General features: G+C 65.5%; 15 protein-coding genes. 8 read left to right on the top strand and 7 right to left on the bottom strand.

Annotated elements, in window-relative coordinates:
* Nucleotides 1–68: 68 nt before the first annotated feature.
* The 6 genes from WFP78_RS08440 to WFP78_RS08415 are packed head-to-tail and all read left to right on the top strand — an operon-like array spanning nucleotide 69 to nucleotide 6,400.
* Nucleotides 69–407 carry a rhodanese-like domain-containing protein gene (locus WFP78_RS08440; RefSeq protein ID WP_336960608.1) on the top strand — a complete coding sequence of 113 codons (339 nt, stop codon included), beginning with the start codon at nucleotides 69–71 and terminating at the stop codon, nucleotides 405–407.
* Between the two features lie 25 nt (nucleotides 408–432).
* The gene (locus WFP78_RS08435; protein WP_336960606.1) at nucleotides 433–1,485 is read left to right on the top strand and encodes an efflux RND transporter periplasmic adaptor subunit; all 1,053 of its coding nucleotides are present in this window, start codon (nucleotides 433–435) and stop codon (nucleotides 1,483–1,485) included.
* A complete protein-coding gene (locus WFP78_RS08430) occupies nucleotides 1,482–4,700 on the top strand; it encodes an efflux RND transporter permease subunit (protein WP_336960605.1) in 3,219 nt (1,072 codons plus the stop codon). The genes WFP78_RS08435 and WFP78_RS08430 overlap by 4 nt, the downstream gene beginning before the upstream one ends.
* On the top strand, nucleotides 4,697–5,020 hold the full coding sequence (locus WFP78_RS08425; protein ID WP_336960603.1) for an ArsR/SmtB family transcription factor: 324 nt from the start codon (nucleotides 4,697–4,699) through the stop codon (nucleotides 5,018–5,020). Before WFP78_RS08430 ends, WFP78_RS08425 begins: the two co-directional genes overlap by 4 nt.
* A 4-nt stretch (nucleotides 5,021–5,024) precedes the next feature.
* The gene (locus tag WFP78_RS08420) at nucleotides 5,025–5,639 is read left to right on the top strand and encodes a Tll0287-like domain-containing protein (RefSeq protein WP_336960602.1); all 615 of its coding nucleotides are present in this window, start codon (nucleotides 5,025–5,027) and stop codon (nucleotides 5,637–5,639) included.
* Nucleotides 5,636–6,400, top strand: coding sequence for a hypothetical protein (locus WFP78_RS08415; RefSeq protein WP_336960600.1), 765 nt, complete (start codon nucleotides 5,636–5,638; stop codon nucleotides 6,398–6,400). Before WFP78_RS08420 ends, WFP78_RS08415 begins: the two co-directional genes overlap by 4 nt.
* A gap of 44 nt (nucleotides 6,401–6,444) precedes the next feature.
* Here WFP78_RS08415 and WFP78_RS08410 read toward each other — a convergent pair whose 3' ends face one another.
* The 5 genes from WFP78_RS08410 to WFP78_RS08390 are packed head-to-tail and all read right to left on the bottom strand — an operon-like array spanning nucleotide 6,445 to nucleotide 10,565.
* Nucleotides 6,445–6,888: a ferritin-like domain-containing protein gene (locus WFP78_RS08410; protein WP_336960598.1), complete on the bottom strand. Its 444-nt coding sequence runs from the start codon at nucleotides 6,886–6,888 to the stop codon at nucleotides 6,445–6,447.
* A 4-nt stretch (nucleotides 6,889–6,892) separates the two neighbouring features.
* On the bottom strand, nucleotides 6,893–7,681 hold the full coding sequence (locus WFP78_RS08405) for a TlpA disulfide reductase family protein (RefSeq protein ID WP_336960596.1): 789 nt from the start codon (nucleotides 7,679–7,681) through the stop codon (nucleotides 6,893–6,895).
* An 11-nt stretch (nucleotides 7,682–7,692) separates the two neighbouring features.
* Nucleotides 7,693–7,803, bottom strand: coding sequence for a cytochrome bd-I oxidase subunit CydX (gene cydX / locus WFP78_RS08400; protein WP_015460560.1), 111 nt, complete (start codon nucleotides 7,801–7,803; stop codon nucleotides 7,693–7,695).
* A 14-nt stretch (nucleotides 7,804–7,817) separates the two neighbouring features.
* On the bottom strand, nucleotides 7,818–8,966 hold the full coding sequence (cydB, locus tag WFP78_RS08395) for a cytochrome d ubiquinol oxidase subunit II (protein WP_336960594.1): 1,149 nt from the start codon (nucleotides 8,964–8,966) through the stop codon (nucleotides 7,818–7,820).
* A 12-nt stretch (nucleotides 8,967–8,978) separates the two neighbouring features.
* Nucleotides 8,979–10,565, bottom strand: coding sequence for a cytochrome ubiquinol oxidase subunit I (locus WFP78_RS08390; protein WP_336960592.1), 1,587 nt, complete (start codon nucleotides 10,563–10,565; stop codon nucleotides 8,979–8,981).
* A gap of 91 nt (nucleotides 10,566–10,656) precedes the next feature.
* Between WFP78_RS08390 and cydD the strand changes: the two genes are divergently transcribed.
* Both cydD and WFP78_RS08380 read left to right on the top strand, forming a co-directional pair.
* Entirely contained in the window at nucleotides 10,657–12,237 is a 1,581-nt protein-coding gene (gene cydD / locus WFP78_RS08385) for a thiol reductant ABC exporter subunit CydD (RefSeq protein ID WP_336960590.1), read from the top strand.
* Nucleotides 12,234–13,844: an amino acid ABC transporter ATP-binding/permease protein gene (locus WFP78_RS08380; RefSeq protein ID WP_336960588.1), complete on the top strand. Its 1,611-nt coding sequence runs from the start codon at nucleotides 12,234–12,236 to the stop codon at nucleotides 13,842–13,844. Before cydD ends, WFP78_RS08380 begins: the two co-directional genes overlap by 4 nt.
* Nucleotides 13,845–13,887: 43 nt before the next feature.
* On the opposite strand, the gene WFP78_RS08375 is transcribed toward WFP78_RS08380, so the two are convergent.
* Entirely contained in the window at nucleotides 13,888–14,262 is a 375-nt protein-coding gene (locus tag WFP78_RS08375) for an ArsR/SmtB family transcription factor (RefSeq protein WP_336960586.1), read from the bottom strand.
* Nucleotides 14,259–14,897 carry a peroxiredoxin gene (locus tag WFP78_RS08370; RefSeq protein ID WP_336960584.1) on the bottom strand — a complete coding sequence of 213 codons (639 nt, stop codon included), beginning with the start codon at nucleotides 14,895–14,897 and terminating at the stop codon, nucleotides 14,259–14,261. The genes WFP78_RS08375 and WFP78_RS08370 overlap by 4 nt, the downstream gene beginning before the upstream one ends.
* Between the last annotated feature and the right edge of the window lie 15 nt (nucleotides 14,898–14,912).

Here is a 14,912-nt window from a genome sequence, read left to right as displayed (position 1 = left end):
GTCTCGACGCCGTTGACTAATATAATCATTACACGTTATATGCAACCCACAAACTGAAAGGGATTCTCATGGTTGAATTCAAGAAACGTGACGCGCACCGCGAGATCGGCCCCGCCGAGCTCGACGCCATGCTGAAGGACGGCAAGGCGCTGCTGATCGATGTGCGCGAAGTCGATGAGTTCAGGTCGGGGCATATTCCCGGCGCAATAAACCTGCCGCTGTCGGGCTTTTCACCTCGTAATATCCCTGATCCCGAGGGTCGGACCGTCGTGCTGCAATGCGCGGGCGGCAAGCGTTCGGGCAAGGCGCTCGACCAATGCGCGGCGGCGCAGAGCGTGATCGACACCCACCTCGCTGGCGGCATCGGCGCATGGAAGGATGCCGGAATGCCGGTGGTCGGCAGCTGAGAGCAGGTCAAAAGGGGTGAGCAGGATGGGCAAGTGGCTCTGGTTGGCGGGCGCTGCGCTGGCGTTATCGGGATGCGGAAGGCAGCCGGAGCGCGATCCTGCGGCGGCGACGCTGCCCGCCGGGGACACCCTGCGGCTCACCGTGACCGAAATCCCCGCCATGAAGGCGGTCGGCGCGGAAATCGCCACGCGCGACCAGGCCGAAGTGCTCGCGCGCATTCCCGGCATCCTGACCTCCCTGTCGGTTACCGAGGGCGACATGGTGCAGAAGGGTCAGCGGATCGGCATGATCGTCGACTCGCGGACTGGCTATGAGACCAGCGCCTATGGCGCGCAGGTCGCCGCGGCAGAGGCCGAAGCCGCGCGCGCCAATGCGGACCTCGCGCGTATCCGCGATCTCTACAATAACGGCGTCTATGCGCAGGCACGGCTTGATCAGGCCGTGGCCGGCGCGCGCGCGGCCGCCGCGCAGGTTGCCGCCGCCCGTGCCCAACAGGGCGCGAGCGCAAGCGTTGCCGGGCAAGGCGCGGTGATCGCACCGGCAAGCGGGCGCGTGCTGCGGGCCGATATCCCGGCGGGCGCGCCGGTTGCGCCGGGCATGTCGATCGCGACCGTCACGGCTGGTCCCCCGGTCCTGCGCCTGATGCTGCCGGAATCGGTCGCAGGGCAGGTCCACCCCGGCGCGCGCGTGACAATCACAAGCGATGACATTTCCAACGGGTCGCGCGTCGGGCAGGTGACGCAAATCTATCCCGCGGTCACCGGAGGCCAGGTTCGCGTTGACGCGACGCTGCCTGGCCTCACCACCCAATTCGTCGGTCGCCGCGTGAGCGCATCGGTCGAGATCGGCACGCGCATGGCGCTGGTCGTGCCACGCTCGTTCGTCACCACGCGCTACGGCATGGACCAGGTTCAGATCGTAAGCATTGAAACAAGAGGTGGGGGCAAGCGCCTCAGCATGGTGCCGGTGCAGATCGCACTGACAGCCGATCCCGCCAAGGTCGAGATCCTGAGCGGCGTGTCCGCCGGCGACACGCTGTTCGCGCCCCGCACGCCCACCAAGGCTACCGGCCAATGAACCTCGGCATTTCCGGTCGCCTCACCAAGGCCACCATTGCCTCGCCCCTGACGCCGCTGTTCCTGCTCGCGGCGATCGCCGTCGGCCTGCTGGCCCTCTTCGCGATTCCCCGTGAGGAGGAGCCACAGATCAGCGTGCCGATGGTGGATATTCAGGTCATGGCGCCCGGCCTTTCCGCCGCTGACGCGACCGAGCTGGTCGGCATCCCTCTCGAAACCATCGTCAAGAGCGTCGACGGCGTGGAGCACGTCTACACCCAGGCACAGGACGACGGGGTGATGGTGACGGCGCGCTTCCTCGTCGGGTCGAATCCCGAGGACGCCGCTATCCGTATCGAGGAAAAGCTGCGCGCCAATTGGGACAGGAAGCCGGTTGGCATTCCCGATCCCAAGGTGACGGTGCGCGGCATCAACGATGTCCCCACGGTCGTGCTGACCCTCACACCCAAGCCAGGAGCGGCGGGCCAGTGGAACGATGCCAGCCTCTACGAGCTCGCCTCAAAGCTGCGCACCGAGATCGCGAAGGTCGATGATGTCGGCATCACCTTCCTCGTTGGCGGACGCCCCGAGGAAATCCGCATCGCGCCGGACCCCGCGAAGCTGCGCCAATATGGCGTTCCGCTGGGCAGCGTGATCGAGGCGGTGAGCCAGGCCAACCGCAGCTTCCCGCTGGGCAATATCCGCGAGGATGGGAAGGCCGTCGGGGTGACCGCGGGCCGCACCTTGTCTTCGGCACAGGAAGTGGGACTATTGACGGTCCGGTCGGCCGCCGGGGCGCCCGTCTATCTTCGCGACGTCGCGGCCGTCACACAGGGGCCGCGCGAGGAACAGGCCCGCGCATGGCGCTGGGCAAAGTCGGACAATGGGGCGGAGAACGGCAAGTGGGATAGCGCGCCTGCTGTCAGCATCGCGTTCGCCAAGCGTGCCGGGGCCAATGCCGTGGTCGTCTCCGATGCCATTCTTGAGCGCGTGGAAAGCCTGAAAGGCAAGCTGATCCCCGATGACGTCACGGTCGCGGTCACGCGCAACTATGGCGAGACGGCGAACGAAAAGGCGAACGAGTTGCTGTTCCACCTCGCGCTGGCGACCGTCTCGATCGTCGTGCTGATCGGCTTCGCGATCGGTTGGCGCGAGGCCGGCGTGACCGCCGTGGTCATCCCGACGACGATCCTGCTGACCATGTTCGCGTCGAACCTCATGGGCTACACGATCAACCGCGTCAGCCTGTTCGCGCTGATCTTCTCCATCGGCATCCTCGTGGACGACGCGATCGTCATGATCGAGAACATCGCCCGCCATTGGGCGATGGATGATGAACGGACGCGCACGCAGGCCGCGATCGAGGCTGTGGCCGAGGTCGGCAATCCGACCGTCGTCGCCACGCTCACCGTGGTCGCCGCGCTGCTCCCCATGCTGTTCGTCTCCGGCCTGATGGGGCCGTATATGGCGCCGATCCCGGTCAACGCATCGGCGGCGATGATCTTTTCCTTCTTCGTCGCGGTCGTGATCGCGCCTTGGCTGATGATCCGCTTCGCGCGCAAGACGCTGGCGGCGGGGCATGGCCATGACGAAAGCGGCGGCAAGCTCGGCCAGCTCTATGCGCGCGTCGCGCATCGCGTGATCGACACGCGCAAGTCGGCCCGAAACTTCCTGATCGGGGTCGGCGTGGCAACGCTGGTCGCCTGCTCGATGTTCTACTTCAAGGCCGTCACCGTGAAGCTGCTGCCCTTCGACAACAAGTCGGAGGTCCAAGTCGTGGTCGACATGCCCGAAGGGACTGCCCTCGAAAATACGGGCCGCGTGCTGGAGGATGTAGCCGGTATCGTGCGCGGTCTGCCCGAAGCGACGTCGATGGAGGCCTATGTCGGCACATCGGCGCCGTTCAACTTCAATGGCCTCGTCCGCCATTATTTTCTGCGCTCGCAGCCCGAACAGGGCGACGTGATGGTGACGCTGCTGCCCAAGGGCGACCGCGACCGTTCCAGCCACGAAATCGCGCTCGATCTGCGTGAGCGGCTGAAGGCGCTCACGCTGCCGGGCGGTGCGTCGCTCAAGGTGGTCGAGACGCCGCCGGGACCGCCGGTGCTCGCGACACTGCTGGCCGAAGTCTATGGCCCGGACGCCGCAACCCGGCAGAAGACGGCTGTGGAGCTTGAGAAGATCTTCCGATCCGTCCCCTTCATCGTCGACGTCGACAACAGCTTCGGCGCGGCTCGGCCCAAGCTCCGCCTCGACCTGCAACGCGACCGGCTTGATTATTATGGTCTGTCACAGCGGCAGGTCGCTGACAGCATCGGGATGCTGATGGGCAGCCAGACGGTTGGCTATGCGCCTCGCGGCGATGGCCGAACGCCACTCCCGATCACGATCGCACTTGAGCAGAAGGACCGGAGCTGGACGCAGGCCCTGTCGAGCACGCCCATCGGACAGACGCCGGGTGGCCAGCTCATCGACCTCGGCGCCGTGGTGGAAGCACGCACCGAGACGGGCAGCCCCGCGATCTTCCGTCGCGACGGCCGCTATGCCGACATGGTGACGGCCGAACTTGCCGGAGCCTATGAGGCGCCGATCTACGGCATGATCGAAGTCAATCGCGCGGTCGATGCCTATGACTGGGCCGCCAAGGGGCTGACGAAACCGGAAATCCTCCTCAACGGTCAGCCCGAGGACGAAAGCGTGTCGTCCGTGCTGTGGGACGGTGAATGGGAGATCACCTGGGTCACGTTCCGCGACATGGGCGGGGCCTTCATGGTGGCCCTGCTGGGGATCTATATCCTCGTCGTCGCGCAGTTCAGGAGCTTCCGCCTGCCGCTGGTCATCCTGACGCCGGTGCCGCTGACCCTCGTCGGTATCGTCATCGGGCACATGCTGTTCCGCGCGCCGTTCACGGCGACGTCGATGATCGGGTTCATCGCGCTGGCCGGGATCATCGTGCGCAATTCGATCCTGCTGGTCGATTTCATCAGGCATGCGGCTTCGCCTGACAAATCCCTGCGCGACGTGCTGCTGGAAGCCGGCACGATCCGGTTCAAGCCGATCGTCCTCACGGCGGCCGCGGCGATGATCGGCGCGGCGGTGATCCTGACCGATCCGATCTTCCAGGGCCTGGCGATTTCGTTGCTGTTCGGCCTTGCGTCCTCGACGCTGCTGACCGTGCTGGTTATTCCGGCCATTTACATTGTGCTCCGAGATGATGGGAAGCCCGTGACCAGATGACGCCTCTTGCTGCCCCCTTTGCCGAACTCGCCAGGCATGCCGCCCATGCAGCGAGCGTGTTGAAGCTGCTCGCCAATGAACAGCGCCTGCTGATCCTTTGCCGGCTGACCCAGGGCGAGTTCTCCGTGAACGCCATGGTGGAACTGTGCGGTCAGTCGCAGTCCAGCGTATCGCAGCATCTCGGCAAGCTGCGCGAAGGTGGGCTGGTCAAGACCCGGCGCGAGGCCACGACCATCTACTACAGCCTGGCCGACGATGGCGTTCGCCAGTTGATCGACATGCTGTGCGATCGTTTCGGGCCTGCCGGTGGAGGCTCCTGAACCTATGATCGCTCGCGTTTCCCTTCCGCTTCTGGCCGCGCTGCTGCTCGGAGCCTGCGCGTCGGACAAGGTCGCCCCGGATCAGGCCATGATGGCCAGGGAAGCGCAGGCCCGTTCCGAGATCCTGGCTGATCGCTTCCAGAAGGAGTTGCTGAGCGCCCTTACCGCCGCGATGGCCGCCGAAGGGCCGCAGGGGGCGATCGGCGTCTGTTCGAGCATCGCCCCGGCGCTCGCGGCGCAGCTCTCGGAGGAAAGCGGTGCGAGTGTCAGGCGCACGGCGCTGCGCGCCCGCAATCCGGCAGCAAAGGCCGACGCAATCGAGCAGCGCGTCATGGAAGGCTGGGCGAGTGCGCCTTTGGGCGAGGACGGCAAGTCTCGGCGCTGGACGGCGTATGAAGGCGATCAATATCGCTATATGCGCGCCATCCCCACCATGCCGATGTGCCTTGCCTGTCATGGTGAGAATATCGCGCCCGAAGTCACGGCGGCGATCCGCGCGAATTATCCCGGGGATCAGGCGACGGGCTTTGCGCCGGGCCAGCTTCGCGGGGCCTTTTCGATTCGCTGGGATGAGGCGGCCTTGTCCCGCGCGATCCGGAAAGGAGAAACGGCCCAATGAGATCAGGCGCTCTTGTCCGCCTGTCGGCGCTTATCCTTGCCGGTCTTCCTGTGGCGGCCGCGGCCGAACCCACCGATCTTGTGATTCGCGTCATCAGCGAGGGTGGCAAGTTCGTTGGCACGTCGATGGGCGGAGCCGAGATCATCGTGCGGGATGTGCGCAGCGGAGAGGTGCTGGCGCACGGCCGCACGGCGGGATCGACCGGCGACACCGCCCGGATCATGAAAGGCGGCCCGCGCGGGGCACCGCTTGCCGATGAAACAGCCGCCGCTTTCAGGACGACGATCGACATCGACGAACCGAGGCTGGTCGAGGTCGAAGCCTATGGCCCGCTCGCGCAGCCGCAGGCGGCGGTGCGCGTCACCTCGCAGCGATGGGTCTTGCCGGGGCGCGGCGCGACGCAGGGCGATGGCTGGTTGCTCGAGCTGCCTGGCCTCGTGGTTGATCTTGTCGAGCCGGCTGCGCACCAGCGCGGCACTGCAGGGGCAGCCATTCGGCTCGCGGCCAATGTCGCCTTGATGTGCGGTTGCCCGATCGAGCCGGGCGGTATCTGGGATGCGGCGCGCTACGATGTCAGGGCCAGCGCGAAGCGCGATGGTCAGCCCGCCGGCGAGGTCAGCCTGTCCTATGGCGGTCGCACCGGCTATTTCACCGGCACTTTGCCGGTCGACAAGGCCGGGGCGCATGTCATCACCGTGACGGCCGTCGATACAAAGACGGGTGCGACCGGCGTCGACGCCTCCAGCATCCTCATTCCCTGATCGCGCGGTCTGGCGTCAGTGACGGGCAGTCAGCGAGGAGCTATTCACCCGCGCCCACGACCACCGCCGCGCTCGCGTTCGAGGCATCGCCTGAAGGCGGGTAAGTGACGTTCGCGCGAGGCGGCTTGCAGATTTTCCATCACCTGGCGCGCCGCCGGATCTTCGATCATCGGAATCAGCCGGTCATAAAGGGCGATGTTCTCAATCTCGCCCCGGACCGCGCTTTCGCAGGCCTGTGCGAGCGTGGCCGGCGCCGTCACTTTCCCGGCCCACGGGTTGGGCGGCACATCAATTCCCAATCGTGCGAGCTGGCGTTCGAGCGCCGCAGCGTGACGCTGTTCGGCCTCGATGATGTTGGAGAAGGGCCGGACCGGGCCGAACCTGTCGATCACCGCCGCATAGGTCGCCTCAGCCTTGCGCTCATCGTCGAGCGCATCGAGCAGGATCTTCGTCAGCTCTGCCGTGGCCATGGTCTTCTCCTTGATCAAAATTCTATTCCAGACCCCGTAATCCCGCGAGCAGGGCGGCACGTGAGATCTCGCCGACATGCAGCACGCGGATGACGCCCTTGCTATCAACGAACAGCGTCGCGGGGAGACCCGCAGATCCGATCGCCGCCGCCGCGTTCTTGTTTGGGTCCAGATGGATGTCTGTCGATCCAAGGTGCTTGCCGTCCAGCCATGCGCGCACCTTCGCCGCGTCCTCGCCCTGGTTGACAAGCAGGATCGGCACGGGCGAGCGCGCCGCTTCTGTAACCATCATCGGCATTTCACGCTGGCACGGCGGACACCACGTCGCCCAGAGATTGATGACAAACGGCTTGCCCATGCGATCGTCGAGGGAGCTTGTTCCGCCATCGAGCGACTGGAGAACGACGCCTTGCGGCAGAGGTCGCTGCGCCGAGGCAAGGAACAATGCGGTGGCAGCGAGGGCAGCCCCGGCGCAGCCCATGAACGCAAGTCCCAGAGGCGGCAGCGCCCGCGATCGTCGTAATGATATGACCAGCACGATCGCGGCGGACACAAGGCCGATCAGTGGCGAGAAACCGCCTTGCCAGACGTAGAGGATGCTCAGGGGTTCGACCGCGAAAGCGGGCCAGTTCTGTGCTACGAAGCCCAGGCGCGCCGCGACGAGGCCGACGAGCAGCGCGCGCCATGCGGCCTTATCGCTGTCCGGACCATGGCGACGGCCGATCCAGTTCGCCGCCGCTATGAAGACGACGATCCCAAGGACCGCGAACAGCCGCTCCAACGCAAGCGCCAGGGGACCGACGCTAATCACCAGATCGCCCTTCAGGCAGCCGGGTCATCATCGGGATCAGAGTGGAACTCATGCCACATGCCGTTGAGGATGCCGAAACTGACGGCGAGGCCGACACCCAGAACCCAGCTGAAATACCACATCGCAGTCGTCCCTTTCAGTAATAGTCGGGGTTGGTGTCGACGTCCCGCAGCGTGATGCGGCCGAACAGCACCTTGTAGACCCAGGCGGTGTAGAGCAGCACGAGCGGCAGGAGCACCGCCGTCACCGCCAGCATGATGAACAGCGTCACATGGCTGGACGAGGCGTTCCACACGGTCAGGCTGGAGGCCGGATCGATCGAGCTGGGCAGGATGAACGGGAACATCGAGAGGCCCACGGTCGAGATGATGCCCACCGCCCCGATCGACGAGCCACCGAACGCCAGCGCCTCCCGGCCCTTGCGGATACCGATCCATGCCAGCAGCGGACCCGCGAAACCGAGGATCGGTGCGATCAGCATCCAGGGATATCGCCCGTAATTGTCGAGCCAGGCTCCCGGCGCCGCGACGGTGCCGGACAGCAGCGGGTTGGAGGGGCCGAGCGGATCAGCGCCGTGCGTCAGGCGGAAGCCATAGCCCATGGTCGCAATCATCACGCCGCCGAGCGCGAACAGCAGGATCGACGCACCCGCCGCGATCTGGCCGAAGGTGCGGGCCCGATCGTGAACCGCGCCGCGTTCGATCTTGATCGCGAGCCAACTCGCGCCGTGCAGGACGATCATCGCGACCGAGAGCAGCCCTGCGACCAGCGAGAAAGGATGGAACAGGCCGAGCAGGCTCCCCTCATAGAAGGAGCGCAGGTCGCTATCGAGCCGGAAGGGGATGCCGGTCAGCACGTTGCCGACCGCGACACCGAATACCAGCGCCGGCACGAAGCCGCCGATGAACAGCGCCCAATCCCAGCGGCTCCGCCATGCCGCGTCGGGCTTCTTCGAGCGATATTTGAAGCCCACGGGCCGCAGGATGAGTGCGGCGAGAACGAGGAACATCGCGAGGTAGAAGCCCGAGAAGCTGACCGCATAGACGAACGGCCAGGCCGCGAAGATCGCGCCGCCGCCGAGGATGAACCAGACCTGGTTCCCCTCCCACGTCGCGCCGATCGAGTTGATGACGAGGCGGCGTTCGGCATCGGTCTTCGCGACGAAGGGCAGCAGCGCGGCGGTGCCGAGGTCGAAGCCGTCGGTCAGGGTGAAGCCGATCAGGAGGACACCCATCAGGAGCCACCAGATCAGCCGGAGCGTTTCATAGTCGATGGGAGGTGCCATGACCTGTTCTCCTTATTCGGCGGGAATGGGCGCGTAGCCGTTGGGGCTCGCCGGCGTCGGCGCGGTCGCGCGATGCTCGTCAGGCCCCTTGCGGATCGCCGCCAGCATGAGTCGCACTTCGATGACCGCAAGAGCGCCGTAGAGTAATGTGAAACCGATGATCGTTGTCCAGAGTTGCCCGACGGTCAGGCTCGATGCGGCAAGGAATGTCGGCAAGACCCCTTCGATCGCCCAGGGCTGGCGGCCGACCTCAGCGAGAATCCAGCCAAATTCGATCGCGATCCACGGCAAGGGAATGATCCAGACCGCAGCGCGCAGGAAGGTGCGGCAAAAGCGGTTGTCGCAACCGAAGCGCCGCACCGATGCCATCCAGAACGCCGCGCCGAAGAAGGCGATAAAGAAGAAGCCGAGGCCCGCCATCACGCGGAAAACCCAGAACATGACCGGCACGTTGGGCACGGTCGACCATGCGGCCTTCTCGATCTGCTCGGGTGTCGCAGCCCGCGGATCGGCGACGAAACGCTTAAGAAGCAGGGCGTAACCGAGATCGGCCTTGCTCCGCTCGAATTGCTCGCGCGCGGCCAGGTCGTTCTGGTTGAGCTTCAGCCGTTCCACCGCGTCATAGGCCTTGATGCCATGTTCGATACGGTCCTGCGCCTTGGCCACCAGTTCGAAGATACCGGAAACTTCGCCCGTCAGGCTGCGGGTCGAGATGAGGCCGAGCACATAGGGGATCTTGACCTCGAAATAGGTCTCGCGGTCCGCGACGCTCGGAAAGCCAATGACGGCGATGCCTGCAGGTGCCGACTCAGTGTGCCACATGGCTTCGAGCGAGGCGAGTTTCATCTTCTGGTTATCGGTAAGCGCGTAACCACTTTCGTCGCCCAGCACGACGACCGACAGCGAGGAGGCAAGGCCGAAAGCGGCCGCCACGGTGAAGCTACGTTTCGCCACCGCCGTCCACTTGCCCTTGAGCAGATACCAGGCCGAGACGCCGAGCACGAAGACCGAGGCGCAGACGTAGCCCGCGCTCACCGTATGCACGAATTTCGCCTGCGCGATCGGGTTGAACAGAACCGCCATGAAGTCGGAGACTTCCATGCGCATCGTCGCGGGATTGAAGCGCGATCCGACCGGGTTCTGCATCCAGCCATTGGCGACCAGAATCCACAGCGCCGAGAGGTTGGAGCCGAGCGCGACCATGAAGGTGGTCAGCAGATGCCCGACCCTGGACAATTTGTCCCATCCGAAAAACATGAGACCCACGAAGGTCGCTTCGAGGAAGAAGGCCATCAACCCTTCGATGGCGAGCGGCGCCCCGAAGATGTCGCCGACATAGTGCGAATAGTAGGACCAGTTGGTGCCGAACTGGAATTCCATGGTGATCCCGGTGGCGACGCCGAGCACAAAGTTGATGCCGAACAGCTTGCCCCAGAAGCGCGTGACGGTCCGCCATATCTCCCGGCCCGTCATCACATAGATGCTCTCCATGATGACCAGTATGAAGGAGAGGCCAAGGGTCAACGGAACGAAGAGAAAGTGGTAGAGTGCTGTCAGCGCGAATTGCAGCCGGGAGAGTTCGATCACGGCCATGTCCATGGCAAGACTCCTTGCATTCCGGCCCGGCTTTGCATGGTCGCCATGAGTCGGTTGAAAAGATTATGGTTAGCCATTACGCGTAAGCGAGTATATGAGCAACCAAATTGATCGACCGGGCGCGGCGCTTTTCTGGACCGCGGATAGCGGCGCGGCCATTCTCATGGCTGCCGCGCTCGCTGCTGGTGTCGTGGCAGCCGCGCGGGGCGCTCCTGGAAATCTGCTGCTCGCCGTGGGCGGATTGATTGCCGCTGCCTTGCTTCGGGCCGCGATACAGATCGGTGCGACCGACGCCGGCGAAGCCGCGGCCGTGGCCGCCAAGGCGAACTGGCGAAAGCGCGTCTATCCCTGCATCCTCGTCGCGGCGCCGGGCGATCGCCGGATGCTGGGCGAAACGGTCGCCGATGCCGTCGACCGCATCGAGGATCTGGGCGGTTTCCATGCCCGCTTCCAGCCACTCCGCCGCGCAGCGGTCCTCTCTCCCCTCGTCATCGCGGTTGCCGCCACCTTCGCAAGCTGGGTCGTCGGTGCGATCATGCTGGCGACGCTCGTGCCTTTTGCCTTGGGCATGGCGCTCGCGGGCACGGCGGCCGCCCGTGCCGCCGCGCGCCAGCTTGACGCGCTCAGCCGCCTGTCGGGCCTGTTCGTCGACCGGGTGCGGGCCTTGCCGGTCATCGTCGGCTTCGGCGCGCAGGATCGCATTGGAGGGCACCTTGCCGACGCTACCCGCGAGGTTGCGGTGCGAACAATCGACGTGTTGAAGGTCGCGTTCGTATCGAGCGCGATCATCGAATTCTTCGCGGCGCTGTCGGTGGCGCTGGTCGCGCTCTATTGCGGCTTCAATCTGCTCGGTATCCTGCCTTTCCCGGCCCCTGAGAAGCTGACCCTGGGCCAAGCCCTTTTCGTTCTTATTCTCGCGCCCGAATTCTATCTCCCCATGCGCCGGCTTGCTGCGGCCTATCACGACAAGCAGGTTGGAGAGGCGGCCGTCGAACGCCTGGAAGCCATCGCGCCCGCTGCTCCATCGCGATCGCGGCACCCGCTCGAAGGTCCGCCCGCGCTACGCTTCAACGACGTGGTCATCGACTATGGCGAGACGGCGATTGGTCCGTTCACGCTGGACGTAGCCGCAGGCACCAGTTTCGCGCTGCGCGGGGCCACCGGAAGCGGAAAATCGAGCCTGCTTCATGCGCTGCTGGGACTGGCGCCGATCGGCAGGGGACGGATTCTGATCGACGAGCGAGACGCGGCCGACGTCGAGCTTCCCGGCCATATAGGCTGGGCGGGGCAATCGGTCGCGTTCATCCCCGGAACGCTCGCCGACAATATCCGCCTTGCACGCCCGGAGGCTGGTGACGCCGAGGTTGAAGCAGCCGCAAGTTCTGCCGGCCTTGGACCGATGATCGCGGCGCGCGGGGAAGGCTTGGGGCTACCGCTCGACCATCGCGGTTCGGGCCTGTCGGGCGGCGAACGCCGCCGCGTTGGCATTGCGCGCGTGCTGCTGAAGGACGCGCCGCTCTGGCTGCTCGATGAGCCGACGGCGGATCTCGATGCAAGGTCAGCGGCTGACATCGCCCGGATATTGGCGTCGGCCGCGAAGGGGCGCACAGTCTTCATGGTGACGCACAGTACCGAGCTGGCTGCGATTGCCGACAACGAAATGATGCTGGCATGAGCCGCGCGGACATGGACCGGCTGCTGCGCGAAGCCATCGGCCCCGAACGCCGCGCTTTCCGTATCGCGGGGGCGCTCGCTGCTGCCGCGACGATCGCTGCGGTCCTTCTGCTGGGCCTGTCGGGATGGTTCATCACCGGTGCGGCGCTCGCCGGCCTTGGCGGTGTGCTGGCCGCGCAGGGCTTCAACTATCTCCTGCCGAGCGCGATGATCCGGCTGCTCGCGATCGTAAGGACGACGGCGCGCTATGGGGAGCGGCTCTATGGTCATCGCGCGGCCTTGATGGCGCTCGCGATAGTCCGCGCGCGCCTGTTCGACCGCATCCTGTCGGTTCGCGACGTGCGGGCCGTATCGGCGGGCGATACCGTGACCCGGCTCGTTCAGGACATCGGTGCGCTCGAAGACAGCCTGGTTCGCAAGCCGGCGCTCCCCGCCGCCCTTGCCGGTGCGGTGATCGGCCTTGCCCTTGTAGGGCTCGCAAGCCCTTGGGCCAGCCTTGCCTTGCTGGTGCTCCTCGCTGGCCTCGCCGCGTGGGCGCACCTGGCGGCTCCCCGAATGCTCGCGATCGCCGCGACCGACAACGCGGTGGCGCTGGCGCGACTGAAGACGAGCATGATCGACTATACGTCGGCTTCGCCTGAAATCCTGGCCTATGATCTGGCCCCCGCGATCGAGCGAAGCCTGGCGATCGAGACGGCCGAACTGGACAGCGCGCGTCGCCGTTTCGCACGCGGGGAAGCGATCATCGACGCGGGGCTAACCCTTGGCGGGGGTCTCGCGATGGGTGCTGTCCTCGCGATCTCCAACGCTCCCTTGCCCATGACGGTGCTGGCCGTGCTGGCGGCCGCGGGTGCGATCGAGGCCATGTCCGGCTATGTGCGCGGTGTATCGCGAGGCGCGCTCGTCACGGCCGCCTTCGCGCGTTTGGACGACATGGCGGGCCGATATTCGATGCCTGCCCCGGCAGAAATCGCGTCCGGGCCGGTCGGGCGGACCATCGCTCTGGATCGCGATGGCGTGCATGTCCGGCTCGAGGCTGGCGAGCGCCTGGGGATTGCGGGGCAATCCGGCAGCGGCAAGACCAGCCTTCTCGAAACGCTCGCCGGGATTCGTCCTGCTGATTCCGATTGCGGCATTCGCCTCGACGGCCAGCCCCTTTGCGCGCTGCCGCCCGAAGCGGTGCGGGCGGCGTTCGCGCTATCGCCGCAGGATGCCCAGCTCCTGTCGGGAACCGTCCGCGACAATCTGCGTGTGGCGCGCCCCGGCCTCAGCGACGATCAGCTTTGGGCGGCGTTGGAAGTGGCCTGCCTCGCGATCGACGTGCGCGCGATGCCGCATGGGCTGGATCACTGGGTCGGCGATGGCGGCGCGCGTTTGTCGGGCGGGCAATGCAAGCGGCTGTCGATCGCCCGCGCCGTTCTCGCAGGCAAGCCCTGGCTGTTGCTCGACGAGCCGAGCGAAGGGCTTGATATGGTGACGGAAACGCGGCTTGCACGCCGGCTCGACACCTGGCTGCGTGAGACGGGAACCGGCCTTGTCGTCGTCAGCCACAGGCGGGCATTGCTGGCGCTTGGAGGCGAAGGTCGCATCATCGAACTTCGCGTGTGACGACGCGGGCGTGCTTATCATCGAAGCGTCGTCAAAGGCGCGATCACAAGATCCTGGCGAAGGTCGCGGCCGATCCCCGTGCGCGCGCATGCGTGTTCCTGGTTTCAGGTGGCGTTGCTTGAGACGAAATGCCCGACAGAGCGCAGAGTAGCGTCGCGGTGCTTTTCAGGGGCTCCGGCGCCAGGCTGTAGAAGACGAGCTTGGCTTCGCGCCGCGTCTGCACCAGCTCGGCCTTGCGCAGGATGCCAAGCTGCTGCGACAGCCCCGGTTGGCCGATGCCGGTCATGGCTTCGAGTTCACCGACCGATTTCTCGCCATTCTCGAGCAGTGTCCGCATGAGCTTCAGCCGCACGTCATGCGCGAGCGCCTTGAGGACATCGGTGATCGCATCGAGTTCGGTGTCGGTGGGGGTGGTCACTTGCCTGCCTCTTTGTGCTTGTCGGGCTGCGTCCGGTGGAACCAGCAGGCGTCGCCTGCCGCATCGAGCGCGGAGTCCTGATCCTGATAGGGTGGAAGCAGCACGTCATCGCCGGGGCGCCAGCCTTCGGGCGTGACCACATTGTCGCTGTCGACCCTTTGCAGCGCGGCGACGACGCGCAGCAGCTCCTCCACTGATCGGCCGATAGTGGCCGGGTAGCAGAGCTTGGCGCGGATGATGCCGTCGGGGTCGATGAAGAAGGTCGCGCGCAGCGTGGCGGAGTCAGGCGCATCGTCCGCGATCATCCCGTAAGCGTGGCCGATGACCATCGAGGGATCTTCGACGATCGGAAAACCGACCGTGACACCGAAATGCTCATGGATCGCCCGTATCCATCCGAGGTGCGAATAGAGGCTGTCGACCGAGATCGCGACCAGAGCGCAATTCAGCGCCTTGAACCGCTCTCCGGCGCGTGAGAGCGCGACGAATTCACTGGTGCAGACTGGGGTGAAGTCCGCGGGATGCGAGAACAGCAACACCCATCGGCCACGATAATCTGACAGGCTCATTTCGCCCATGGTCGTGCGGGCCTGGAAATTGGGTGCGGCATCGCCGATCTGGACCGGCGAACACACGCCATTCTCATTTGC

Source organism: Sphingobium aquiterrae (assembly GCF_037154135.1).
Lineage (GTDB): Bacteria > Pseudomonadota > Alphaproteobacteria > Sphingomonadales > Sphingomonadaceae > Sphingobium > Sphingobium aquiterrae.
Note: the sequence above shows the minus strand (reverse complement) of the source record. Positions and strands in the feature narration are given on the sequence as shown.

Bases quoted from the DNA above. Each gene is read 5' to 3' on its own strand.
- WFP78_RS08440 (WP_336960608.1), top strand. From the start codon at position 69: ATGGTTGAATTCAAGAAACGTGACGCGCACCGCGAGATCGGCCCCGCC.
- WFP78_RS08435 (WP_336960606.1), top strand. From the start codon at position 433: ATGGGCAAGTGGCTCTGGTTGGCGGGCGCTGCGCTGGCGTTATCGGGA.
- WFP78_RS08430 (WP_336960605.1), top strand. From the start codon at position 1,482: ATGAACCTCGGCATTTCCGGTCGCCTCACCAAGGCCACCATTGCCTCG.
- WFP78_RS08425 (WP_336960603.1), top strand. From the start codon at position 4,697: ATGACGCCTCTTGCTGCCCCCTTTGCCGAACTCGCCAGGCATGCCGCC.
- WFP78_RS08420 (WP_336960602.1), top strand. From the start codon at position 5,025: ATGATCGCTCGCGTTTCCCTTCCGCTTCTGGCCGCGCTGCTGCTCGGA.
- WFP78_RS08415 (WP_336960600.1), top strand. From the start codon at position 5,636: ATGAGATCAGGCGCTCTTGTCCGCCTGTCGGCGCTTATCCTTGCCGGT.
- cydX (WP_015460560.1), bottom strand. From the start codon at position 7,803: ATGTGGTATTTCAGCTGGGTTCTGGGTGTCGGCCTCGCCGTCAGTTTC.
- cydB (WP_336960594.1), bottom strand. From the start codon at position 8,966: ATGGCACCTCCCATCGACTATGAAACGCTCCGGCTGATCTGGTGGCTC.
- WFP78_RS08390 (WP_336960592.1), bottom strand. From the start codon at position 10,565: ATGGACATGGCCGTGATCGAACTCTCCCGGCTGCAATTCGCGCTGACA.
- cydD (WP_336960590.1), top strand. From the start codon at position 10,657: ATGAGCAACCAAATTGATCGACCGGGCGCGGCGCTTTTCTGGACCGCG.
- WFP78_RS08380 (WP_336960588.1), top strand. From the start codon at position 12,234: ATGAGCCGCGCGGACATGGACCGGCTGCTGCGCGAAGCCATCGGCCCC.